The organism is Agromyces allii (genome assembly GCF_009749385.1).
Lineage (GTDB): Bacteria > Actinomycetota > Actinomycetes > Actinomycetales > Microbacteriaceae > Agromyces > Agromyces allii.
In genome coordinates this window covers 20,255-43,553 of sequence record NZ_WBIN01000018.1, presented here as the reverse complement: position 1 = coordinate 43,553, position 23,299 = coordinate 20,255, and the positions used below count along the sequence as shown (strand labels likewise).

At 71.5% G+C, this 23,299-nt stretch carries 21 protein-coding genes; 14 read left to right on the top strand and 7 right to left on the bottom strand.

The genetic code is table 11. The annotated features are described in order from the left end of the window. The first annotated feature begins 2 nt into the window (after window positions 1-2). Complete coding sequence (locus tag GQR16_RS18790; RefSeq protein WP_157416699.1) at window positions 3-1,130, top strand: serine hydrolase domain-containing protein; 1,128 nt, start codon at window positions 3-5, stop codon at window positions 1,128-1,130. On the opposite strand, the gene GQR16_RS18785 is transcribed toward GQR16_RS18790, so the two are convergent. Continuing rightward, the gene (locus tag GQR16_RS18785) at window positions 1,127-2,113 is read right to left on the bottom strand and encodes an SIS domain-containing protein (protein ID WP_157416698.1); all 987 of its coding nucleotides are present in this window, start codon (window positions 2,111-2,113) and stop codon (window positions 1,127-1,129) included. The two genes, GQR16_RS18790 and GQR16_RS18785, sit on opposite strands and share 4 nt — an antisense overlap. Then, window positions 2,077-3,303: a hypothetical protein gene (locus tag GQR16_RS18780; protein ID WP_157416697.1), complete on the bottom strand. Its 1,227-nt coding sequence runs from the start codon at window positions 3,301-3,303 to the stop codon at window positions 2,077-2,079. Before GQR16_RS18780 ends, GQR16_RS18785 begins: the two co-directional genes overlap by 37 nt. A gap of 117 nt (window positions 3,304-3,420) precedes the next feature. Between GQR16_RS18780 and GQR16_RS18775 the strand changes: the two genes are divergently transcribed. From GQR16_RS18775 to GQR16_RS18760, 4 genes are read left to right on the top strand one after another with little or no spacing between them, the layout of a single operon-like run. Continuing rightward, window positions 3,421-4,512: a polyamine ABC transporter substrate-binding protein gene (locus tag GQR16_RS18775; RefSeq protein WP_157416696.1), complete on the top strand. Its 1,092-nt coding sequence runs from the start codon at window positions 3,421-3,423 to the stop codon at window positions 4,510-4,512. Between the two features lie 19 nt (window positions 4,513-4,531). Beyond that, the gene (locus GQR16_RS18770; protein ID WP_211373585.1) at window positions 4,532-5,434 is read left to right on the top strand and encodes an ABC transporter permease; all 903 of its coding nucleotides are present in this window, start codon (window positions 4,532-4,534) and stop codon (window positions 5,432-5,434) included. Continuing rightward, window positions 5,427-6,296 carry an ABC transporter permease gene (locus tag GQR16_RS18765; RefSeq protein WP_211373584.1) on the top strand — a complete coding sequence of 290 codons (870 nt, stop codon included), beginning with the start codon at window positions 5,427-5,429 and terminating at the stop codon, window positions 6,294-6,296. The genes GQR16_RS18770 and GQR16_RS18765 overlap by 8 nt, the downstream gene beginning before the upstream one ends. Continuing rightward, complete coding sequence (locus GQR16_RS18760) at window positions 6,293-7,378, top strand: ABC transporter ATP-binding protein (protein ID WP_157416695.1); 1,086 nt, start codon at window positions 6,293-6,295, stop codon at window positions 7,376-7,378. Before GQR16_RS18765 ends, GQR16_RS18760 begins: the two co-directional genes overlap by 4 nt. On the opposite strand, the gene GQR16_RS18755 is transcribed toward GQR16_RS18760, so the two are convergent. Then, window positions 7,357-7,968 carry a TetR/AcrR family transcriptional regulator gene (locus GQR16_RS18755; RefSeq protein WP_157416694.1) on the bottom strand — a complete coding sequence of 204 codons (612 nt, stop codon included), beginning with the start codon at window positions 7,966-7,968 and terminating at the stop codon, window positions 7,357-7,359. The two genes, GQR16_RS18760 and GQR16_RS18755, sit on opposite strands and share 22 nt — an antisense overlap. A 134-nt stretch (window positions 7,969-8,102) precedes the next feature. Here GQR16_RS18755 and GQR16_RS18750 point away from each other — a divergent pair, with 134 nt between their 5' ends. From GQR16_RS18750 to GQR16_RS18740, 3 genes are all read left to right on the top strand, one after another. Beyond that, window positions 8,103-9,473, top strand: a complete 1,371-nt coding sequence (locus tag GQR16_RS18750; RefSeq protein WP_157416693.1) for a nucleotide disphospho-sugar-binding domain-containing protein — start codon at window positions 8,103-8,105, stop codon at window positions 9,471-9,473. Further along, window positions 9,470-10,888: an NAD(P)/FAD-dependent oxidoreductase gene (locus GQR16_RS18745; protein ID WP_157416692.1), complete on the top strand. Its 1,419-nt coding sequence runs from the start codon at window positions 9,470-9,472 to the stop codon at window positions 10,886-10,888. Before GQR16_RS18750 ends, GQR16_RS18745 begins: the two co-directional genes overlap by 4 nt. Window positions 10,889-10,995: 107 nt before the next feature. Then, complete coding sequence (locus tag GQR16_RS18740) at window positions 10,996-12,450, top strand: aminobutyraldehyde dehydrogenase (protein WP_157416691.1); 1,455 nt, start codon at window positions 10,996-10,998, stop codon at window positions 12,448-12,450. Window positions 12,451-12,571: 121 nt separating this feature from the next. Here the strand turns inward: GQR16_RS18740 and GQR16_RS18735 are convergent, their stop codons facing one another. Continuing rightward, a complete protein-coding gene (locus GQR16_RS18735; protein WP_157416690.1) occupies window positions 12,572-13,930 on the bottom strand; it encodes an FAD-dependent monooxygenase in 1,359 nt (452 codons plus the stop codon). Window positions 13,931-14,059: 129 nt separating this feature from the next. On the opposite strand from GQR16_RS18735, the gene GQR16_RS18730 reads away from it, so the two are divergent. Both GQR16_RS18730 and GQR16_RS18725 read left to right on the top strand, forming a co-directional pair. Beyond that, complete coding sequence (locus GQR16_RS18730; RefSeq protein ID WP_157416689.1) at window positions 14,060-14,638, top strand: TetR/AcrR family transcriptional regulator; 579 nt, start codon at window positions 14,060-14,062, stop codon at window positions 14,636-14,638. Window positions 14,639-14,729: 91 nt separating this feature from the next. Continuing rightward, window positions 14,730-15,824: a serine hydrolase domain-containing protein gene (locus tag GQR16_RS18725; protein ID WP_157416688.1), complete on the top strand. Its 1,095-nt coding sequence runs from the start codon at window positions 14,730-14,732 to the stop codon at window positions 15,822-15,824. Window positions 15,825-15,966: 142 nt separating this feature from the next. Here GQR16_RS18725 and trhO read toward each other — a convergent pair whose 3' ends face one another. Next, a complete protein-coding gene (trhO, locus tag GQR16_RS18720) occupies window positions 15,967-16,878 on the bottom strand; it encodes an oxygen-dependent tRNA uridine(34) hydroxylase TrhO (RefSeq protein ID WP_157416687.1) in 912 nt (303 codons plus the stop codon). 113 nt (window positions 16,879-16,991) lie between these two features. Between trhO and GQR16_RS18715 the strand changes: the two genes are divergently transcribed. The 4 genes from GQR16_RS18715 (at window position 16,992) to GQR16_RS18700 (ending at window position 22,092) form a co-directional block, all read left to right on the top strand. After that, window positions 16,992-17,570 (top strand): helix-turn-helix domain-containing protein, encoded by a 579-nt coding sequence (locus tag GQR16_RS18715; protein WP_157416686.1) that lies wholly within the window; start codon window positions 16,992-16,994, stop codon window positions 17,568-17,570. 175 nt (window positions 17,571-17,745) lie between these two features. Next, window positions 17,746-18,741 (top strand): agmatinase, encoded by a 996-nt coding sequence (gene speB / locus GQR16_RS18710; RefSeq protein ID WP_157416685.1) that lies wholly within the window; start codon window positions 17,746-17,748, stop codon window positions 18,739-18,741. Then, window positions 18,701-20,434, top strand: a complete 1,734-nt coding sequence (locus tag GQR16_RS18705; RefSeq protein ID WP_157416684.1) for a thiamine pyrophosphate-binding protein — start codon at window positions 18,701-18,703, stop codon at window positions 20,432-20,434. The genes speB and GQR16_RS18705 overlap by 41 nt, the downstream gene beginning before the upstream one ends. A 35-nt stretch (window positions 20,435-20,469) precedes the next feature. Continuing rightward, the gene (locus GQR16_RS18700; RefSeq protein WP_157416683.1) at window positions 20,470-22,092 is read left to right on the top strand and encodes a sodium:solute symporter family protein; all 1,623 of its coding nucleotides are present in this window, start codon (window positions 20,470-20,472) and stop codon (window positions 22,090-22,092) included. 461 nt (window positions 22,093-22,553) lie between these two features. On the opposite strand, the gene GQR16_RS18695 is transcribed toward GQR16_RS18700, so the two are convergent. Then, complete coding sequence (locus GQR16_RS18695) at window positions 22,554-22,700, bottom strand: hypothetical protein (protein ID WP_157416682.1); 147 nt, start codon at window positions 22,698-22,700, stop codon at window positions 22,554-22,556. Between the two features lie 47 nt (window positions 22,701-22,747). Continuing rightward, on the bottom strand, window positions 22,748-23,179 hold the full coding sequence (locus GQR16_RS18690) for an ArsR/SmtB family transcription factor (RefSeq protein WP_170298571.1): 432 nt from the start codon (window positions 23,177-23,179) through the stop codon (window positions 22,748-22,750). Window positions 23,180-23,299 lie beyond the last annotated feature (120 nt).

The following is a 23,299-nucleotide window of genomic DNA, read 5'->3' as shown; positions in this document are numbered from 1 at the left end:
TGATGCCCGTGACATCCGCCCCGTCCCGAACCGTGCTCCGATCGGTGCTCGCCGTCGCCGCGGCGGTCGCGAGCGGATGCCTCGTGCTGACCCTCGCCGCGTGCGCGCCCCCGGCCGCATCAGGGCAGGCCGCCTCGACCGCGGCCCTGCCGGGCGGGTACACGGGCGACGTCGAGCTGGCCGAGCTCCTGCGCCCGAGCTTCGCGTCGGCCGGCACGGCCCCGGCTGTGGCGGCGGCCGTCATCGAGGCCGACGGCACCGTGCGCACCGCGTTCCACGGTGCCGACGACACGTCGGTGTTCGAGATCGGCTCCGTCACGAAGACGTTCACGGGCGAGCTCGTCGCCGAGGCGATCGCACGCGGAGAGGTCGAGCTCGACGACACGCTCGACGAGCATCTCGACCTTGCGGGCACGCCGGTCGGTGCGCTGACGCTCGCCGACCTCGTGACCCACAGTTCGGGCCTGCCGACGTTTCCCGATCACGACGAGGCATGGCTCGACCGCCTGCGCGCCGCCTACGAGGCGGGGGCAGACGGCATCGACGAGACGCTCGACGAGCTCCTCGACGAAGCCCGCTCGGTGCCGGCGTCGTCGATCGCCCCCGAGCGGCAGTACTCGAACCTCGGGGCCGCCCTCGTCGGGCAGGCGCTGGCGGCGGCCGCGGGCACCGACTACCGCACCCTGCTCGAGGACCGGCTGTTCGGACCGCTGGGCATGGACACCGCCAGCCTTCCGCTCGTCGATGCCGAGGTGCCGACCGGGCACCTCGCCGGTGCCGGCGAGGCGGGCGACCCCGCCGAGCCGACGACGCTCGCCGCGTACGCGCCCGCGGGCGGCATCCACGCGACCATCGGCGACCTCGTCGCGTACGCGGAAGCGGTGATCGACGGACCGCTCACCGGCAGCGCCGCCCAGCAGGCGCACGGCGAGGTCGCAGACACCGGCTACTTCTGGGGCCTGCAGCAGGTGGGCGGCCACGCCGTCGTCGAGCACGGCGGCATGACGAACGGCTTCGCGAGCATGCTCTTCGTCGACACCACGGCGGGCACCGCCTCGATCGTGCTCGTGAACCGCAACATGGGGCTCGAGGGAGTCGCCGAGACCTTGATCGCCGTCGCGGGGCGTTAGGGCGTGCCCTCGCCGGAGGTGCGGAGCCAGTGGTCGGCGACGAGCTCGGCGACGAGGAGCTCGGTGAGTGCTGCGACGGAGTCGTCGGTGTCGCCCGGGAACCTCAGCACGAGTTCGGCGCCCGGCAGCTCGCGTCCGATCGAGGCGAAGCGAGAGCCGCGCTGCGCCATCCAGTCGAGCGCCTGCGCATCCCACGTGGAGCCGGCGAACACGAGCGCGCGGTAGTCCTGCGTCTTCGTGAGGTACACGTCGACGTGCGACCAGTCGCCGGTCTCCGACGCGAAGGCGCTGCGGCGCGGCACCTCCCGGATCATCAGTGCGGACTGCTGCGCGCTCGACGCACGCTCGGCCGGGGCGAGAGACCACGTGCCCATGGGCCCGGCGAGCAGGTCGGCGAGCGGCGGCATCCAGTCGTCGGCCATGGCCAGCAGCACGGCGTTCGCGGTCGCCGCGCCGCGCACGGCTGCGGCGTCGAAGCGTTGGGCGGGAGCCGTGCCGAGCAGTTCCTCGAGCACCGCGTCGAGCACGGCGAACGTCGCGCGGAACGTGCGGCTGGCCACCCCCGAGGCCTCGACCCCGGCGAGCAGCGGCACGACGATGTCGGCGAGGCGCCCGAGCTCGGAGTCGGGCCGGTTCGTGACGGCGACGAGCCGCCCGGTGCCGCGGTAGCGCTCGACCGCGCGCAGCACCTCGACGCTGCCCCCGGTCGCCGAGACGGCGACGACGGCGAGGTCGGGTGCGGCGGGCGGCAGAAGTTCGGCGCTCGCGAGCTCGACGACCACGTTCGCGCCGACGCTGCGGTAGCGCCGGGCGACGACGTCGGCGGCGTAGCGGCTCGAGCCCATGCCGAGCACGAGCACGCGCGCGGCGCCGAGCATCGCGAGGCGTTCGAGTCCGGGCAGTCCGTCGTCGAGGGCGTCGGCGAGCCGCTCGAGCGTCGAGGGGATCAGGTCGAGGTCGGCTCGAAAGGCGGCGGTGTCCATGGGCTCTCCGGAGTCTCGTTCGTCGAAGCGTAGCGGTGCGTGATCGCGGCGTCGGGCGCGTAGCGCCACGGCGGCAGGAAGCGGTCGGCGTAGTGCAGCTCGGCGGCGAGCTGCTCGGCCTCGAAGCCGGGCAGCAGCGCGGGGTCGAAGAGGTCGGTGCGCGTCAGCTCGGCGCGGTAGGCCGCGAGCAGGTCGGCGCGTGCGCGGTCGGCCCAGCTCCACGCCCGGTCGTCGGCGCGGCGCAGACGCTTCTGCGCGACCGCGGCGACGAGGTCGAGCGAGACGAGCAGGTGGGCGACGTCGCGAGCCGCGGCATCCGCTCGCTCGCGATCGGCGGCGTCGAGCTGCGGGTCGCCGTCGAAGTCGATGACGGTGTAGCGCCGTCCGTCGGGCGCGTCGGCGTCGGGCGACACGAGCACCTGCCCGAGGTGCAGGTCGCCGTGGATGGGGAACTCGATCCCCGGCGAGGTGGCTTCGAGCGAGCGGATGTCGCGCGCGAGCGCCTCGCGGCGGTTGCGCAGCCGCACCCCGGTCGGCCCGTCGCCCGCGGCCACGGCTCGGGCCAGCGCATCGGCGGCGCGGTCGCGGCGTGCGGATGCGGCATCCGCCCCGCTGGGTGTCGATTCGGCGCCGAGCACGTCGTGGATGCGCGCGACCTTCGTGCCGAGCGTCGCAGGCCAGGTCGGGTCGGCGCTGCCCGCGGGCCCGCCGTCCGCCGCAGACCCGGCCTCTGCCTCGACCGCCGCGACCACGTCGTCGACCGCCCACGTCCAGCCGTCTTCAGCACCGGGCAGGTACTCGGTGACGATCGCGAGCGTCGACTCGCCGAGCTCGGGGTGCCGCCAGCCGACGCGGCCGTGCAGGCGGGCCACGTCGTCGGAGCCGGCCTCGGCGAGCCGTTCGAGCAGGTGGCCGGCGCGATCGGCCGCGGCCCAGCGCCCGACGATCTTCACGACGAACCGGTCGTCGACGATGACCGACGTGTTCGTCTGGTCGACGGCGATGCCTCGCTCGGGCGCATCGACGGCGAGCCCGTCGGTCGCGAGCCCGTCGAGCACGAGCGCGGCGATCGCGCGCGCCACCCCGTCGCCGGCCTGCGGGCGTCGCCCGTCGACGAGCACGCGGCCGTCGCCATCGACGGACAGCACGTGTCCGTCGACGACCGGTCGGGGGCCCTCGAACGAGTTCATTGAATTCGGATTGTAACTATTGTGCAAACTCCTCGCCAGTGTGTCCCGGCATCCATTGCGGTTTCTTCAGTGCCGGTGCAACAATCGCACAACCTTTTCAGCCCCCAAGGAGGACTCATGCCCACCACACGACGCATCGTCGCCGTCGCGGCCGGCACCATCGCCGTCGCGCTCGCCGCAACCTCGTGCTCCACCGGTGGCGGCGAGGTCGACCCGTCCGCCGACATCACCGAGCAGACCCTCACCGTCTCGATCTGGGCGGACTACTACCCCGAAGACCTCGCCGAGCAGTTCGAGGAGGCGACCGGCGTCAAGACGACGATCGTGAACCACACCACGAACGAGGACATCGTCGCCAAGCTCACCGCGAGCGCCGACTCCGGCATCGACGTGGCCTTCGTCTCGGGCCAGTACGCGCAGGCGCTCGGCGAGCAGGGCCTGCTGGCCGAGCTCGACAAGTCGCTCATCCCGAACGAGTCGAACCTCTACCCCGAGGCGCTCGAGCTCGACTACGACGAGGGCAACGTCTACTCCGAGCCGTACGCGTGGGGCACGACGGGCCTCTGCTACCGCCCCGACCTCACGGGCTACGACCCCACGTCGTGGAACGACCTGCTGAACCCGAAGCCCGAGCTCGAGGGCAAGACCACGATGCTCTCGACCGACCGCTGGCTCGCGATGCCCGCGCTCAAGGCGGCCGGCCACTCGCTGAACACGACCGACGACGGCGAGCTCGCCGAGGCGAAGGACCAGCTCCTGAAGACCAAGCCGACGCTGCTCGCCTACGACGACACGACCTTCTACTCGAAGCTCGTCTCGGGCGAGGCCGCCATGGTCGAGGCGTGGGACGGCTGGTGCAACTACGGCATCGCCGAAGACCCGACGATCAAGTTCGTCGTGCCCGACGAGGGCGCCGACCTCTGGGTCGACACCATGACGGTGCTCGAGTCGTCGAAGAACAAGGAGGCCGCGATGGCCTTCATCAACTACATCCTCGACCCGAAGGTGCAGAGCTGGGTCGCCGAGAACATCCTCTACAAGGTGCCCAACCAGGCGGCCATGGAGGCGCTCGACCCGGCCCTCATCGAGTCGTACCCCACGCTCGGCATCACGGTCGACGAGCTCTTCGACCAGGAGGTCATCGTCGACCTCGGCGAGGACTCGCTGAAGTACGTCGACCTCAACTCCGAAGTCCTGGCGACGAACTGACGCGAGCGACCCTGAGACCGTGACCTCGACGCCCCACCAGACGACCCCCGGCGTGCGCGCGAACCGCGTGCGCCGGGGGCTCGCCCCCGTTCCGTTCCTCGCACCCGGGATGCTCTTCCTCATCGTCTTCATGGCGATCCCGGTGGGGCTGCTCGCGTTCTACACCTTCTTCAAGCGGGGTCGCTTCGGCGGCCTCGTGTTCGAGTTCACGTTCGACAACTGGATCAAGCTGCTCGAGCCGCTCTACCTCGGCGTCATCGTGCAGTCGATCGGCATGGCGCTCGTCGTCACGCTGCTCGCGCTCGCCATCGGCTACCCGATGGCCTACGCGATCGCCGGGCTCTCGCCGAAGTGGCGCACGATCGCGCTCATCGCCGTGGTGCTCCCGTTCTGGACGAACTTCCTCGTGCGCACCTACGCGTGGATCCTGCTGCTGAACAACGCCGGCTGGCTGAACCAGGCCCTGCAGGGTCTCGGCCTCACCGACGAGCCGATCAGCATGCTCTACACGCCGCAGGCGATCGTCGTCGGCCTGCTCTACATGTACCTGCCGCTCATGGTGCTGCCGCTCTACGCGTCGCTGCAGCAGCTCGACCCGTCGCTCCGCGAGGCGGCCACGAACCTCGGTGCGAACCCGTGGCGCGCGTTCCGCACGGTCACCCTGCCGCTCTCACTGCCCGGCGCGCTGACGGGCTGCGTCTTCGTCTTCGTTCCGGCGATGTCGAACTTCGTCATCCCGGAGCTCATCGGCGGCGGCAAGACGGTCATGGTCGGCAACCTCGTGCGCGACCAGTTCTTCGAGGCGCGCGACTGGCCCTTCGGGGCGACGCTCGCGCTGCTGCTGACGATCATCCTCGTGCTCGTCATCGTGCTGCAGTCCGCGGTCTCGCGCCGTGTCACGGAAGGACCCCGCCGTGGCTGAACCGATCGCCCGAACGGATGTCGCGGCATCCGCGAATCCCACCACGACCGCCATGCGCGAGCTCGAGCCCTCGGCGAAGCCGCGTGCGGTGCGCAGGCCCCGCGGCATCCTCGTTCCGCTCTGGCTCGGCTACGTGTTCCTCTACCTGCCGATCCTCATCGTCGTGATCATGAGCTTCAACGACTCCGAGAACCTGTTCGTCTGGCGGGGCTTCTCGCTGCGCTGGTACCCCGAGGTGTTCGCCGACGGCGCGCTCATGCAGGGCCTCGGCAACACGCTCATCGTCGCGACGGGGGCGACCGCGATCGCGACCGTGCTCGGCACGCTGCTGGCGTACGGCATCCAGCACTACACGCGCGGCGGGTTCGTGCGGGCGTTCGCGATCGCCCCGGCGATCCTGCCCGACCTGCTCCTCGGCATCGGACTGCTGACGCTGTTCTCGCTGCTCGGCATCACGCTCGGGCTGCACTCGGTGATCCTCGCGCACGGGGTGTTCGCGACGGCGTTCGTGACCGCGATCGTGCTCGCGCGCATGGCGAGCCTCGACCCGAGCCTCGAGGAGGCCTCGCGGGACCTCGGCGCCGGGCCGGTGCGCACGTTCGTGCGGGTCACGCTGCCGCAGCTCGCGCCGGGCATCGTCGCGGGCGCGCTGCTCGCGTTCACGCTCTCGCTCGACGAGTTCGTCATCGCGTTCTTCACGACGGCGCCCACCCAGCCGACGCTGCCGATCGTCATCTACTCGATGGTGCGCTTCGGGGTGACCCCCGAGGTCAACGCCCTCGCCACCCTGCTCCTGTTCGTGAGCGTCGTGACCGTGATCGCGGCGCAGCGCCTGACCCGACTGACTGGATCCTCGAAATGACCTCTGCCCCTCTGCTCAGGGTCGACGGCGTGCGCGCCGTCTACGGCGACACGGTCGCGCTGCACGACGTCTCGCTCGACATCGGCGACAACGAGTTCTTCGCCCTGCTCGGCCCGTCGGGCTGCGGCAAGACGACGCTGCTCCGCTCGATCGCCGGCTTCGAGACGCCGGCCTCTGGCCGCATCGAGGTCGACGGCGAAGACCTGCTCCGGATGCCGGCGCACAAGCGCCCGGTGAACATGATGTTCCAGAGCTACGCACTCTTCCCGCACATGAGCGTCGAGAAGAACATCGCCTACGGACTCGAGTCCGAGGGGCTCGGCCGCGCCGAGATCGCGCGCCGCGTGGCCGAGGTCGTCGACGTCGTGGGGCTCGGCCAGCTCGCCAAGCGTCGCCCGGCGCAGCTGTCCGGCGGCCAGCGGCAGCGCGTCGCGCTCGCCCGCGCGATCGTGAAGCGCCCGCGCCTGCTGCTGCTCGACGAGCCGCTCTCGGCGCTCGACCGCCAGGTGCGGGCCTCGATGCAGCTCGAGCTGAAGCGCCTGCAGCACGAGGTGGGCCTGACGTTCGTGGTCGTCACGCACGACCAGGAGGAGGCCATGTCGATGGCCGACCGCATCGCGGTGCTCCGCGACGGCCGGCTCGAGCAGCTCGCGACCCCTCAGGAGCTCTACGCGAACCCCGCATCGCGGTTCGTCGCCTCGTTCATCGGCTCGGCGAACCTGCTCGACGGCACGACCACGGTCGGCGGCGTCGACGTGCCGGGGCTCGGCGTCGTCGAGGCGGCGCACGCCCTGCCCGTCGGCGAACCGGCGACCGCGGTCGTCCGGCCTGAAGACCTCGAGCTGACGGATGCCGCGACGACCGGCCTGCGCGGCACGGTCATCGACACGTACTTCCTGGGCGGGGCCTCCACCATCTCGGTCGAGGTGCCCGGCCTCGAGGCGCCGTTGCTCGCGACGGTGCACGGGGCGAGCCGGCTCGCGCGAGGCGACGCCGTCGGGGTGCGCTTCGGTCGCACGTCGGCGGTCGCGCGCGACGACGCCGGCGCCGCGGCATCCGCTCAGGAGGCGGTCAGCGCATGACCCGTCGCGAGCCTCGCGTTGGCCACGATCAGCTCGAGGGCTGCCGCGTGGTCGATCGTCGGGTGCTCGGCGATGATGCGGTAGCCGTACGCGTCTTCGAGTGCCACGAGGTTGCGGGCGATCACGAGCGAGGGCTGCGCGAGCGCGAAGATGCCGCGCGCGGCGCCCTGCTCGAGCACGACCTGGTACATGCCGACCTGGCGGTCGAAGAGGGTCGTCAGCAGCGACGCCATGAGCGGGTTGCGGCCGGCCGAGCCACCGAGCTCGCAGAGCAGGCGCACCTCGGTGTCGCCCGGGCCGCTCGGCAGGCCCGACTTCGCGAGCGCGAGCAGCCGCACCACCGGGTCGTCGGGCAGGCCCTCGAGCATGCGCACGCGGCCCTCGTAGAAGCGCTCCATGCCGGCGCGGTTGGCCTCGAACATGAGCTCGTCGATGTCGGGGTAGTAGTACAGCACCGCGCCGGAGGTGAGGCCCGCCTCTTCGGCCACGCGGTTCAGCCGCGCACCGTCGGGTCCGTGCGCCGCGATCGCACGCTGGGCGGCCGCGACCAGCTGGCTGCGACGTTCCTCCTGACGCTTCGGCCTGGCCATGCGGTTCCTCCCCGGGGCGGACGAATTGTCTGCATCCCCGCGCAAGTTTAGGGTGTGCAGCCCAGTTTTCACACAACTCTTGACCGACCAGATTCTTTAGAGCAACATTCAAGAAATTCACGAACGGAGACCCGATGACCGAGGAACGCCGCACCTACCTCTTCATGCCCGAGAGCGCGTACGGCCCGACGAACAACTGCATCGGAATCGGCAACGAACTGCTCAAGCGCGGTCACCGCGTCGTCTTCGCCGCCGAGCGTTCGTGGCAGGGCAAGCTCGTCGCGCTGGGCTTCGAGGAGGACCTCGTCGACCTCGCACCGGTCGCGGAGCCGGCCGAGCCCGCCGAGGGAGCCGAGGGGACCGCCGACGCCGACGCCGAGCAGGACGCCGGCTCGTTCTGGAAGGAGTACATCCAGTCCATCTCGCCCGAGTTCCGCAAGAGCACGGCCGAGCAGCTCGAGACCGTGACGCTGCCCATCTGGGAGGAGCTCGCGAACGGCGCGAAGTTCTGCGAGCCGCAGCTGAAGGCGATCATCGGGCGCGTGCGGCCCGACGTCATCATCGAGGACAACGTCATCGCGTTCCCGGCGCTCGTCACCGCGGGCGTGCCCTTCGTGCGCATCACGAGCTGCAACCCGCTCGAGGTTCCGGGCGACGGCATCGCGCCGGTCTTCTCGGGCCTCGGCAAGGACGATCGCGAGGGCTGGGCGGAGTTCCGCGCGGAGTACGAGCGCACCCACCGCCCCCTCTGGGAGTCGTACAACGCCTGGGTGCAGGAGCAGGGCGCGCCCGCGCTGCCCGACCTCGAGTTCATCCACACGGGCGACGCGAACCTCTACGTGTACCCCGAGGTGCTCGACTACACCGCCGAACGCCCGCTCGACGAGAGCTGGACCCGCCTCGACTCCTCGGTGCGCGAGACCGAGCAGGCGCCGGCCGACCTGCCCGCATCGTTCACCGACGGCAGCCGCCCGCTCGTCTACTTCAGCCTCGGCTCGCTCGGCTCGGCCGACGTCGACCTCATGAAGCGCGTCATCTCGGTGCTCGCCGACCTGCCCGTCAACGTCATCGTCTCGAAGGGGCCGCTGCACGACGAGTTCGAGCTCGCCGACAACATGTGGGGCGCCGAGTTCCTGCCGCAGACGAAGATCCTCCCGCTCGTCGACCTCGTCATCACGCACGGCGGCAACAACACCACGACCGAGGCGCTGCACTTCGGCAAGCCGATGATCCTCCTGCCCCTCTTCTGGGACCAGTACGACAACGCGCAGCGCGTGCACGAGCAGGGCTACGGCATCCGCCTCAGCACCTACGGCTTCACCGCCGAAGAACTGCAGGGCGCCGTGACCGGGCTGCTCGCCGACACCGACCTGCGCGAGCGCATCGCCGCCGTCGGCGCCGACATCCGCTCGAAGGACGGGGTCTCGGCCGCCGCCGACGCCATCGAGCGCGTGGGTGCTCGAGTCGGTGCCGGGGTCGGCACCGACGCACGGGAGCGAGTGTGACCACCACGCAGTCGGCGACGGATGCCGCGGCCGAGGCGCTGCGCGATGCATCGCCCACCGCCTACTGGCTCGACCGCGCAGCAGCCCCGCCCGGGCGCCCGCGTGTCGAGGGCCCCCTCGAGGCCGATCTCGTCATCGTCGGCGGAGGCTTCACCGGACTCTGGACCGCGTGGCAGGCGACCGAGCGCGAGCCGGGTCGATCGGTCGTGATCCTCGAGGCCGAGCGCATCGCGCACGGCGCGACGGGGCGCAACGGCGGGTTCGTCGCCGCGTCGCTCACGCACGGCCTCACCCACGGCGAGGCGATCTGGCCGAAGCAGGTCGCCGCGATGCACGAGGAGGGCGACCGCAACCTCGCCGGGCTCATCGCCGCGATCGAGGGCGCCGGCATCGACTGCGACCTGCGACGTGCCGGCAAGACCACGCTCGCGATCGAGCCGTGGCAGGTCGAGGGGCTCCGCGACGCGCAGGCCCTCGGCGCGAAGTACGGCGTCGACCTCGAACTGCTGACGCGCGACGAGGTGCAGGCCGACGTGCACTCGCCGACCTACCTCGGCGGGCTCCGCGACCGCACCGGCACCGTGCTCGTCGACCCCGCGAAGCTCGCCTGGGGCATGGCCGCCGAACTCGAGCGCCGGGGGGTGCGGGTGTTCGAGGCATCCGCCGCCACCTCGCTCGCGCGCAACGGCGTCGGGGTGCGCGTGTCGACGGCGAACGGCCGGGTCGACGCGCGCGAGGCCGTGATCGCGACCGCGGCCTACCCCGCTCCGCTCAAGCGGCTCGGGAACTACATCATGCCGCTCTACGACCACGTGCTCATGACCGAGCCGCTCACCGACGCGCAGCGCGCATCGATCGGCTGGGGCGAGGGCCAGGGGCTCACCGACGCGGGCAACCAGTTCCACTACTACCGGCCCACCGCCGACGGGCGCATCCTCTTCGGCGGATGGGACGCCGTCTACTACTTCGGCGGCAGGGTCGACGCGAGCCTGGAGCAGCGCGACAGCTCGCACGAGCTGCTCGCCCGGCACTTCTTCGAGACCTTCCCGCAGCTCGCGGGCCTGCGCTTCACGAACCGCTGGGCCGGCCCGATCGACTCGACCACGAGGTTCACGGCCGCCTACGGCACGGCGCTCGGCGGACGGGTGGCCTACGCGGTCGGGCACACGGGCCTCGGGGTCGGCGCGTCGAGGTTCTCGGCGGATGTCGCACTCGACCTGCTGGCCGGCGAACCCACGTCGCGGCTGCGGTACGACATCGTGCGCAAGCGGCCGTTCCCCGTGCCGCCCGAACCGTTCCGCAACCCCATCATCCAGTTCACCCGCCACTCGATCCTCAGCGCCGACGCGCACGAGGGCCGACGCAACCTGTGGTTGCGCACCCTCGACCGCTTCGGCCTCGGCTTCAACTCGTAGCCCGCGCCACCGATCCCGGCTCGCACCCCGACCCCGCCGACCCGGCGAACGCCCCTCGACCCAGCAACACCGTGACGCGGCATCCGTCACCTGAAAGGACGCACCTCATGACCACCGGCACCTTCATCGGCGAGTACCGCGCCGGCTCGGGCGGCGACGCCGTCATCACGAACCCGGCGACCGAGCAGGAGGTCGCGGCCTTCACGACCTCGGGCGTCGCCGACGTCGACGAGGCGGCCGCGGCCGCGCGTGCGGCGCAGCCCGAGTGGGCCGCGAAGACGCCGGGGGAGCGCTCGCTCGCGCTGCTCAAGCTCGCGGACGCGCTCGAGGCCGACGCCGAGAACCTCGCGCGCCTCGAGGTCGAGGACTCCGGCAAGCCATGGACCACCGCGTTCGACGGCGAGCTGCCCTTCGGCGTCGACAACCTGCGCTTCTTCGCCGGCGCCGCCCGCTCGCTCGACGGCACGGGCGCCGGCTCGTTCTCGAACGGCTACACGTCGATCCTCACGCGCCGCCCGGTCGGTGTCGTGGCCGGCATCACGCCGTGGAACTTCCCACTCATCATGGCGATCTGGAAGGCCGGACCCGCGCTCGCCGCGGGCAACGCCGTCATCGTGAAGCCCGCCCCCGCGACGCCGCGCACCACGCTGCGGTTCGCCGAGCTCGCACTCGAGGCCGGACTGCCCGCGGGCCTCTTCAACGTGGTGACGGGCGACGCCGAGGTCGGTCAGGCGCTCGTGACCCACAAGGAGGTCGACATGGTGAGCGTCACCGGGTCGACCCAGACCGGCAAGGCCGTCATGCGCGGCGCCGTCGAGGGCGTCAAGCGCGTGCACCTCGAGCTCGGCGGCAAGGCGCCCGTCATCGTCTTCAGAGATGCCGACCTCGGCGCCATGGCGCACGCCGTCGCGCTCGGCGCGACCTACAACACCGGCCAGGACTGCACCGCGGCGACCCGCGTCTACCTCGAGCGCTCGGTCTACGACGACGGCGTCGCCGCCCTCCGCCACGCCATCTCGCAGATCAAGGCCGGCGACCCCATGGACGCCGAGACGCACATCGGCCCGCTCATCTCGCGCGGCCACCGCGAGCGCGTCGAGGGCTTCGTCGCCCGCGCCGTGGCCGAGGGCGCCGAGGCGCTCGTCGGCGGCCACGCCATCGACCGCGTCGGCTCGTACTTCGCGCCGACCCTGCTCGTCGGGGCCGCGCAGTCGTCCGAGATCGTGCAGGGCGAGGTCTTCGGGCCCGTGCTCGTCGTGCTGCCCTTCGACGGCGAGGCCGAGGGCATCGCCCTCGCGAACGACAACGCCTACGGCCTCGCGTCGTCGGTCTGGACCTCGGATGTCTCGCGCGCACTTCGCGTGAGCCAGTCGCTCGACGTCGGGGTCACCTGGGTCAACGACCACCTGCCGATCGCCTCCGAGGCACCGCACGGCGGAGTGAAGGGGTCCGGCTTCGGCAAGGACATGTCGATGGAGCCGCTGCTCGACTACTCGGTCACCCGGCACCTCATGATCCGGCACGCGGCGCCGCCCGAGACCACGGGGTTCCGCCCGGCCTGAGCCTCCGGCACGCATCCTCGGGCGCGCGGGAGGAGTTCGCCGCGCGGGGAGGAGGAATCCACTCGGATCCTCCTCCCCAGGGGGGTCATCTCCTCCCGCGGAGATCACTTGATCTGCGAGGTCACTCGATCGGGGCCGGAACGGCGACTCGCGGCGTCGCCTCCGCGGGCAGCGGCAGGTCCTCGGCGTCGCCGGCGAAGAGCTTCTTCGCGAGCGGACGCATGGGCCGCGAGAGCATGAGCTTCACATTCACGCGGGCGAACGCCGTCATGATCCTCGTGCGCGGCAGCATGATCGCGAGGCTGCCTCCGGGGATCTGCCGCGACTTCTCGGCGTGCGGAGCGAGCTCCTCCTCGAACCGGGCGAGGGCGGCCGCGAGGGCGAGCGGGTCGCCGAGACCTGCGCCCGCGGTCGCGCCGGAGCCGCCCGCGGATGCCGCTGCGGCGGCCGCGGCATCCGCGAGCCCGACGACCTCGCGGCCGAGCAGGTACGCGCCGAGGATCGCCATCGCCGTGCCCATGCCGGTCAGTGGCGAGCCACAGGTCGCGGCGTCTCCGATGAGCGCCACGCGGCCGTTCGAGAGGCTCGGCATGTCGACGCGGGCGAGCTCGTCGAAGTAGAAGTCGTCGGCGTGCTCCATGGCGTCGAGGATGCGCGAGGCGTGCCATCCGCCGCCCGAGATCGCCGTGCGGATGAGCGCCTCCTGCGCTGCGCGGTCGCCGCGGAGTGCGGGGTCGCGGTCGGTGCGCACGTTGATGATGGCCTTCGAGGTCGACCGGTCGCCGTCGGGGCGGATGCCGAACATCGCGCCGGGCACGAGCCGCATCGCGAACCAGCCCGGCTCGATGTCGGCGGGCGTCGGCATGGTGAAGAACGCCGCGTACCCGCCGAGGTTCGTGACGAATCGGTCTTCAGGGCCGAAGGCGAGCCGCCGCGTCGCGGAGTGCACGCCGTCGGCGCCGACGACGAGGTCGTAGCGCTCGCGACAACCGGAGGCGAAGGTCGCGTCGACCCCGTCGGCGTCCTGCTCGAGGGCGGTCAGGTGGTCGCCGTAGCGCTGGTCGAGCACGGGGCTCGCGTGGTCCGGATCTGCGATGCCCGTCGCGGTTCCGGATGCCGCGGCCTCCCGCAGCGCGTCGAGCAGCACGTCGTTCAGGTCGCCGCGCGTGATCTCGATCTCGGCGATCGCCCCCTTGCCGTCGAAGTCCTCCATCGACATGCGGCCGTAGACCCGGCCGTGGCCGTCGACGTAGCTCATGCCGCGCTCGTCGAGCCGACGGCGTCGGATGCCGGGCATGAGGCCAAGGCGCTCGGCGGCCTCGCGGCTGGCGCCGCGCAGGTCGACGGCCTGGCCGCCGGGGCGGGGTGACGCTGCGCGTTCGACGATCGTGGTCGCGATGCCGGCTCGCACGAGCTGCAGGGCGAGGGCGTTGCCGGCGATGCCGCCGCCGGAGATCAGGATGCGGGGTGCGGTGCTCATGGTTCATGCCCTTCGACGTGTGCGGTCTGGAGTCGTCCGGAGTAGTACATATGTCTTACACGAATGTCTAACATCGTGTGGAACGAATGTCTAGTACATATGTCTGAGACGTTCGACTATCGTGTGGGCATGGGAAATCGCGAGGACCTCCTGGCCGGCGCACGCAAGGTGATCGAGGAGCAGGGCGTGGCCAAGGCCACCGCCCGCGACATCGCCGGCGCCGCGGGGGTCAGCCTCGCCGCGATCGGCTACCACTTCGGGTCGAAGGAGCAGCTGATCACCGAGGCGCTGCTCGACGCGCTCGGCACGGCCATCGGCGACGGCATGGGCGAGCTCATCCGCGAGGGCGCCGCAGACGCGCCGATCGACGGCTTCGCCCGCCTCTGGAACGGCATGCCGGCCGTCTTCGCCGACAACAGGGAGGCCCTGCTCGCGAGTCTCGAGAACACCCTGCGCATCGTGCGCAACCCCGTCGGACGCGAGCAGATGCAGGCCGCGGTCGAGGGGGCCTACGAGGGCATCGCCGAGGAGTTCGCCGCAGCGCACCCCGACCTCGGCGACGAGCGGGCGCGTGCCCTCTCGGAGTTCAGCTTCGCGCTCGTGCAGGGCCTCGCGATCCTCTGGCTGCTGAACCCAGAGGGCACCCCCTCGGGCGATCGGCTCGCCTCCGCGGTCCGGACCCTCGCGCCCGCCCCGCCGGTCGAGTAGCGGAGCGCATCGAGACGCGCGCGCGATGGCGCAGTCCGGCTGCCGTCCGGAACCACTGTCGGCCACGGCACCATCGGCGTAGCATGCGGCCATGCCCCCGCGGCAGGTGTCGTCCCGAGGCGCCCGGAAGGCCATCGCAGCCCTCCTCGCGGGCCTGATCGCGGTCTCGTTCAGCGCATGCGTCGCGGAGGACGCCCCGACGCCCGTCGACGCGACGCCGAACGCGACCGAGACGGCCCTCGAACGCGACGTGCGGAACGCCTTCTACAACGACTACGAGCGCGCCGCAGTCGCCGTGATCGAGGACGGCGAGGTGACGACCGTCTACCAACGCGCCGACGAGCACACCGTCTACGAGATCGGCTCGATCACGAAGGTGCTGACCGGCGAGCTCCTCGCCATCGCGATCGAGCGGGGCGAGGTCGGGCTCGACGATCCGCTCGGCGCCTATCTGCCGCTCGGCGACGCGCCCGCGGCATCCGTCACGCTCCGGTCTCTGGCGACGCATCGGAGCGGCCTGCCGTTCGAGCCGACCGGTCCCGCCTTCGCGGCCGAGTACGAGGCGGGTGGCAACCCGTACGACGCGACGCTCGACGAGTTGCTCGCCTTCGCGCGCGCCGAACCCGTCGCGCCGTCGCCGGACTTCGAGTACAGCAATCTCGGAGCTGCTCTGCTCGGCCACGCGCTGGCGGCCGCGGCAGGCACCGACTACGCCACGTTGCTCGAGGGGCGCGTCCTCGAGCCCCTCGGCATGGTCGGCACCGTGGTCGTGGAGACCCCGGAACAGGTTCCCGCCGGGCACGCCGGAGGGTACGACGTGCCAGGGGATCCGGTCGATCCGTGGTGGGGCGAGGGGTTCGCGCCGGCCGGGATGGCGCAGGCGACGCTGCCCGACCTCATCGCGCTGGCCGAGGCCGTGCTCGACGGGCCGCTCAGCGACAGCGCCGCACTGGTGCCGATCGCGCCCGGCACCAACCGCTTCGAGCAGCTCGGCTACTTCTGGTGGATCCTCGAGAAGCGCCCTCGCACCCTCACCGAGCACGCCGGAACGACCGAGGGATTCCGCAGCGATCTGCTGATCGACCGCGACGCCGGCATCGCGTCGATCGTGCTCGTCAACTCGCGGCGCGACGTCTCCCCGCTCGCGCTGCGGTACCTCGTCGAGGCCGACAACCACGGCGACTGAGGTCTTCGCGGGCGCTGGTCTCGAGCCGCTCCGCTTCTCGGCCGGCTGGCGCCTGGCTCCGCCGGTCGAGTAGCGACGAAGGAGCGTATCGAGGCCAGCGTTTCGGACGGTGGGCGCTGGTCTCGATACGGCGCCGGCGCGCCTACTCGACCGGCGAGGCCGCGGCCGCCGCGTGCACCGCGCACTCGGCGGTGTCGCACGACTCGCACACGACGAGCTGGGTGCGGCACGAGACATCCGTGCAGTTGACGGTTCTCTTGGTGGCCGAACCGCACACGGCGCACGAGCCGATGACGGCCGTGTGATCGCTGAAGTCGATCGAGCCGCGCCCGTCGAACACGTAGAGCGAGCCGTTCCAGAGGCCGTCGTCGCCGTAGCGCTCGCCGTAGCGCACGATGCCGCCCTCGAGCTGGTAGACCTCGCCGAAGCCACGGCTCGTCATGAGGCTCGAGAGCACCTCGCAGCGGATGCCGCCGGTGCAGTACGTGACGACCGGGCGGCCCTTGAGCTCGTCGTACTTTCCGGAGTCGAGCTCCTCGACGAAGTCGCGCGTCGTCTCGACGTCGGGCACGATCGCGCCCGCGAACCGGCCGATCGCGGCCTCGAGCGCGTTGCGGCCGTCGAAGAAGACGACGTCGTCGCCGCGTTCGGCCACGAGCTCGTGCAGCGCGTCGGGGCTCAGGCGCGTGCCGCCGCCGACCACGCCCTCGCCGTCGACCCGCAGCTCGCCCGGTGCGCCGAACGAGACGATCTCGTCGCGCACCTTGACGCTGAGCTTCGGGAAGTCGAGCGTCGTGCCCTGCTCGTCGAGCCCGGTGCCCTCGCTCCACTTGAAGTCGATGTGCTTGAACGCGGGATACTCGCGCGTCTTGCGCACGTAGCGCTTGAGCGCGCGCATCTCGCCGCCGAGCGTGCCGTTGATGCCGTCCTTCGAGAGCAGGATGCGCCCGCGCAGCCCGAGCGACTCGGCGAGGTCGCGCTGCCAGAGGCGCACGGCATCGGGGTCGGCGAGGGGCGCGAAGGCGTAGTAGAGGAGGATCTTGGCGAGGGCCACCCCGAGATTCTACGAGCGGATGCCGGGAGCAGGCCGAGTGCGCATCGCGCCCGGCAGGCGGCACGCCCGGCCCACGGCGACCGCCGAAGCCGATCGGGTAGCGTGTGAGCATCATGCGCCCGATGCCGCTCGAGCCCAACAGTCGCCGTGTCGCGATCGGCTCCCGCCTGCGCGCGGCGCGGCAGGCGCAGCAGCTCACGATCGAGGAGGTCGCGGGGGTCACGGGCCTCACGAAGGGCTTCCTCTCGCGGGTCGAGCGCGACATGACGTCGCCGAGCGTCTCGTCGCTCATCACGCTGTGCGACGTGCTGTCGATCTCGGTCGGCTCGCTGTTCGAGGCGCCCGACGTGCAGCTGGTCCCGGCCGGCACCGGTCCGGTCGTGAACCTCGGCGGCGTCCACACCGAGGAGCGGCTGCTCTCGGCGCGCGGCGAGTCGAAGGTGCAGGTCATCCGCTCGGTGATCCAGCCGGGCGGGCACGGCGGCGACGCGCTCTACGCCGTGGCGGCCGACGTCGACGTGCTGCACGTGCTCTCGGGGGCGATCCTCGTGCGCTTCTCCGACCAGGACTGGGAGCTCGGCGCGGGCGACAGCCTGACGTTCAACGGCCACGAGCCGCACAGTTGGCGGGCCCTCGGCGACGTCGGCGCCGAGGTCATCTGGGTGCTCGTGCCCGCGCTCTGGAGCGCCTGAGCCCGTCACGGCACCGGCCCGCCCATGAGGTGACGGCCGTCGCCCGGCCGTGACATCCGCTCACGATTCGCTTGACGCGCTCGCTCGGCGCGGCTATCTTGGCTCCAGTCGCAGATGCCTGTGGCGAAACAAAAGATTCCCAAGAAGCAACAACAAGCAACAAGGAGGTTGCGAGATGACGCAGCCGATCGGTCCCGTCGACAGCTCCAAGACGCCGCGCTACGCCGGCCCCGCGGGGTTCGCACGCCTGCCCCGCCTCGACCAGGTCGAGCACGCGGACATCGTCGTCGCGGGCGTTCCGTTCGACAGCGGCGTCTCGTACCGCTCCGGTGCGCGCTTCGGCCCGAACCACATCCGCGAGGCCTCGCGCCTGCTGCGCCCCTACAACCCCGCGCTCGACGTGTCGCCCTTCGAGGTCGCCCAGGTCGCCGACGCCGGCGACATCGCGGTGAACCCGTTCAACATCGGCGAGGCGATCGACACGATCGAGGAGGCCGCGCTCGAGCTCACCGCGAACGGCACGCGCCTCGTCACGCTCGGCGGCGACCACACGATCGCCCTCCCGCTGCTGCGCGCCGCAGCCGAGCGCCACGGCCCGGTCGCGCTGCTGCACTTCGACGCGCACCTCGACACGTGGGACACCTACTTCGGCGCCGAGTACACGCACGGCACGCCGTTCCGCCGGGCGTTCGAAGAGGGCATCATCGACACCGAGGCGCTCAGCCACGTCGGCACGCGCGGCCCGCTCTACGGCAAGAAGGACCTCGAAGACGACCGCCGCTTCGGCTTCGGCATCGTCACGAGCTCCGACGTCTACCGCCAGGGCGTCGACGAGGTCGTCGCAAAGCTCCGCGACCGCATCGGCGACCGCCCCCTCTACATCTCCATCGACGTCGACGTCATGGACCCCGCGCACGCGCCCGGCACGGGCACCCCCGAGGCCGGCGGCATCACGAGCCGCGAACTGCTCGAGATCCTGCGCGGCTTCGTCGGACTGAACCTCATCGGCGCCGACGTCGTCGAGGTCGCCCCGGCCTACGACCACGCCGAGATCACCGGCGTCGCGGCCTCCCACCTCGGCTACGACCTCGTCTCGCTCCTCGCGCTCCGGCACGAGGCAGGGCGGGCGGATGTCGCAGCCGACCTCGCCCGCGAGGCCTCCGTTGTCTGAGACGGCCGGGGCTGCCGGGGCGCCCGACGCCGCGCTCGAGCACGTCCGCAACGGCGGAGACGTGGTCGTCGAGACGCTCGAGGCGCTCGGCGTCGACCACGTCTTCGGCATTCCGGGCCAGCACGCGCTGGGCCTCTTCGACGCGATCCGTCGCAGCGACCTCGAGTTCGTCAGCTCGCGCGTCGAGAACAACTCGGCGTTCGGCGCCGACGGGTACGCGCGGGCGACCGGCGAGGTCGGCGTGCTGTTCCTCTCCACCGGGCCCGGCGCCCTCACCGCGCTCGGCGCCCTCCAGGAGGCGTACGCCACTGGCGTGCCCCTGCTCGTCATCACGAGCCAGGTGCCGCGCCGCGGGCTCGGCGGCACGCGCAAGGGCCTGCTGCACCAGCTCGACGACCAGCAGCAGAGCGCGCGCAACGTCACGAAGTCGACCGCGGTCATCCGCGAGGCCGTGCAGATCCCGTCGGCCCTCGCCGACGCGTGGGCGCTCGCGCAGGCGGCTCCGGCCGGCCCGACGTGGGTCGAGATCCCCGAAGACGTGCTGCTCGAGGCGACCGACGTGCCGCCCGTGTCGTCGGCCGTGGTGTCGATCGCCGAGCGGATGCCGCGGGCCGAGCTCGTCGACGAGGCGGCCGCGCTGCTGGCGGGCGCGCACAACCCCGTGATCCTCGCGGGCGGCGGCGTGCGGCGCTCCCAGGGCGGACGCGCGGCGCTCCGCCGCCTGGCAGAGGCGCTCGACGCCCCGGTCGTGTCGACGGTCGGCGGCAAGGGCGCGATCGCGTTCGACCACCCGCTCTCCGCGGCATCCTGGATCGAGGACCGCCACACGACCGAGCTGCTCGAGCAGGCCGACGTGCTGCTCGCCGTCGGCACCGCCATCGGCGAGGTCACGAGCAACTACTTCACGTTCGCGCCCGAGGGCCGGCTGATCCAGGTCGACGCGGAGCCGCGCGTGCTCGGCTCCAACTACCCGGGTCTCGGCATCCATGCGGATGCCGCGCTCGCACTTTCGGCGATCGCGGACCGGCTGCCCGCGCGGCCCACCCGGCCGGCTGTCTCCGGGCAGCCCTCCGCGGATGCTCCGAGCCGTGGCGCCGAGATCGCCGCCCGCCTCCGCGCCGCCGTCGAGGCACGGCTCGCCGCACAGGACCTCGCACCCGAGCTCGGACTCATGGCCGACCTTCGGACCGCGGTGCCCGCCGACGTGCACACGTTCTGGGACATGACGATCTCGGGCTACTGGGCCTGGTCGGCGTGGGATCCGCAGCAGGGCGAGTTCCACTCCGCGCAGGGATCGGGCGGACTCGGCTTCGCGTTCCCGGCAGCACTCGCTGCGGCGATCGGCTCCGGCCGGCGCACGCTCGCGGTCTCGGGCGACGGCGGCGCGATGTACTCCATCGCCGAGCTCGCCACCGCCCGCCAGCACGATGCCGACGTGACCTGGCTGATCATCGACGACGGAGGCTACGGCATCCTCCGCGAGTACATGACCGGCGCGTTCGGGCAGGCCACCGCCACCGAACTCGCCCGTCCCGACTTCGTCGCCCTCGCACGCTCCTTCGGCGTGACGGCGCACGAGTCGACCCTCGAAGACGTGGGCGAGACCGTCGCCCGCACCTTCGCAGAGCCCGGCCCCGCCGTCGTGGTCGTGCCCGCCGTGTTGCGCATGTTCGCGCCGACACACCAGCAGTAACCGTTCCCGAAACCCCTGACGCAAAGGATCCAACGATGGATATCGCGATCATCATCATCTACCTGGCAGCGATGCTGCTGTTCGGCTGGTGGGGCAAGAGCCGTACCAAGAACTCCGCCGACTTCCTCGTCGCCGGCCGCCGACTCGGCCCCGCCCTGTACACGGGCACCATGGCCGCGGTCGTGCTCGGCGGCGCCTCGACGGTGGGCGGCGTCGGCCTCGGCTACAAGTACGGCATCTCGGGCATGTGGCTGGTCGTCTCGATCGCCGTCGGCCTGTTCCTGCTCAGCATCCTGTTCGCCTCGCGCATCCAGAAGCTGAAGGTCTACACGGTCGCCCAGATGCTGAAGCTCCGCTACGGCGTGAACGCCACGAGTGCGTCGGGCATCGTCATGATGGCGTACACCCTCATGCTCTCGGTGACCTCGACGATCGCGTACGCGACGATCTTCAACGTGCTGTTCGGCACCGAGCGCACGCTCTCGGTCATCATCGGCGGCGCGATCGTGATGCTGTACTCGTCGATCGGCGGCATGTGGTCGATCACGCTCACCGACATGGTGCAGTTCGTGCTGAAGACGATCGGCGTGTTCTTCCTGCTGCTGCCGTTCGCGTGGTTCAACGCCGGCGGCTACGAGGGCATCGTCGAGCGTCTCGGCGACGCCGCCTTCGACTTCACGGCGATCGGCGTCGACACGATCATCACCTTCTTCGTCATCTACTCGTTCGGCATGCTGATCGGCCAGGACATCTGGCAGCGCGTCTTCACGGCGCGCTCGCCGAAGGTCGCGAAGTGGGGCGGCACGGCGGCTGCCGTCTACTGCCTGCTCTACGGCGTCGCCGGTGCGCTCATCGGAATGTCCGCGGCCGCGTTCCTGCCCGGCATCGAGGCGAGCGACGACGTGTACGCCGCGATCACCCAGCAGATCCTGCCGGTCGGCCTCAGCGGCATCGTGCTCGCCGCAGCCGTCGCCGCGATGATGTCGACCGCCTCGGGCGCGCTCATCGCGACCGCCACGGTCGCCCGCGCCGACGTCATGCCGCTCGTGAAGCGCCTCTTCGGTCGCAGCGAATCGGATGCCGCGGCGAAGTCGAACCCCGAGCACGACGTCCGCTCGAACCGCCTCTACGTGGTGGTGCTCGGCATCGTCGTGATCGTCGTGGCCGCGCTGCTCAACGACGTGGTCGCCGCGCTGACGGTGGCGTACGACATCCTGGTCGGCGGCCTGCTCGTGGCGATCCTCGGTGGATTCGTCTGGAAGCGCGCGACCGGCGCGGGCGCCATGTGGTCGATGGCCGTCGGCACGGTCGTGACGCTCGGCACGATGGCGATCATGGGCAACGTGCTGGCGAACGAGCCGATCTACTTCGGCCTCGGCTCGAGCCTGCTCGTCTACATCGTGGTCAGCCTGGTGACCCCGCGCACGCCGGCCTCGGTGCTCAAGATCTGGACCGACCGCCTCGCCGGCCGCTACGACGACGAGGAGGCCGAGGTCGACGCTGATGCTCGGGCCACTGCCGCCTCAGCCGAGACGGCCCCGTCGACGGATGCCGCAGCCGCCGCCTCCGCGACGCCCACCGCGTCGGCAGGCTCGCCGCTCGAGCGGACCGTCGCCCCGGCCGTGGCCGCCACGGCCGCCCGCCCCAGCACCGAGTAGCGCGGAGCGGAACGAACGAACGCCGGCGGGCGCCCGCCCGTCGGCACGCGTGGGCCGCGAGGTGGCCGTATCGGGGACCCGTGGGGGCGGGCCCGGTACGGCACCCTCGCGGCCCACGCCGTTGGCTGCCTCCGTCGTCCGTCGGTCGCCCACGTCGTCCGTCGGTCGCCCGCGCTGTCCGTCGGTCGCCCGCGCCCGGACCGTTACCCGCCCTGCGCCGGCGCGCGATCCCGAGCGGTGATCGGGCCCGGACGCGTCCCTCGCGAAACGCGGTACCGCCGCATCCGTCGCCGCCGAATATGCCGCCGCCGAACCGGCCGCATCCGAACCGGCCGCCGCCGAACCGGACACATCCGAACCGGCCGCATCCGAACCGGCCGCCGCCGAACCGGACACATCCGAACCGGCCGCATCCGAACCGGCCGCCGCCGCTCCCGCCTCCCGCTTCCGCCTTCACTGATTCACGCCGCCTGCCGACTCGTTCCCCCGATCCCGATCCTGATCCCAATCCCGATCCCGATCCCGATCCCGATCCCGATCCCGTATGCCAGTTCCGCCTCAACGATGAGGCGGAACTGGCATATCCAGGTGGAGAGGAGGTCGGCCATGTGCGGAGGCGGTCGGCGGCGTCGTCGTTCGAACGTGGCGGCGGGGGTCAGTCCGGCGCGTCGACGGCCCAGGCGTCGAGTGACGATCGACCACGGGTGCCCCGTCGGCCCTTTCCGCCGGCGCGATGGAGCCGTTCGGCTTGGGGAACGCGTGAGCCTTCCACGCGGCCGATCGGCACGTTGCGCGACTCGAAGCCGTAGCGGTGATCCCACAGCAGGAACAGCTCGCCGACCGCATCGTCGAGGCGATGGAGGAACTGCTCATCGAGTCGGTAGTGGCGCACCGTGAGATCCGGCACCACCGAGACGACCCCGGCGTCGCGCAGGATGCGCAGGTGGTGCGACACCGCCGACCGCGAGATGCCGAACTCTGCCGTCACGGCGTCGCCGAGCATTCCCGCCGGGTGCGACCCGCCGGCGAGGATCTCGATGATCCGACGGCGCACCGGCTCGGCGACGATCTCGAACGGATGCAGCATCGCCGCAGCGTATCCACGCCGGTGCGGCCGTTCGCACCCGCCCGAGCGGCCGGGCGAAGGCCTCGCCGCCGGGTCGCGGGGGAGGAGCGGTCGATGGTCCGAACGGTCGGGGCGCCGGGC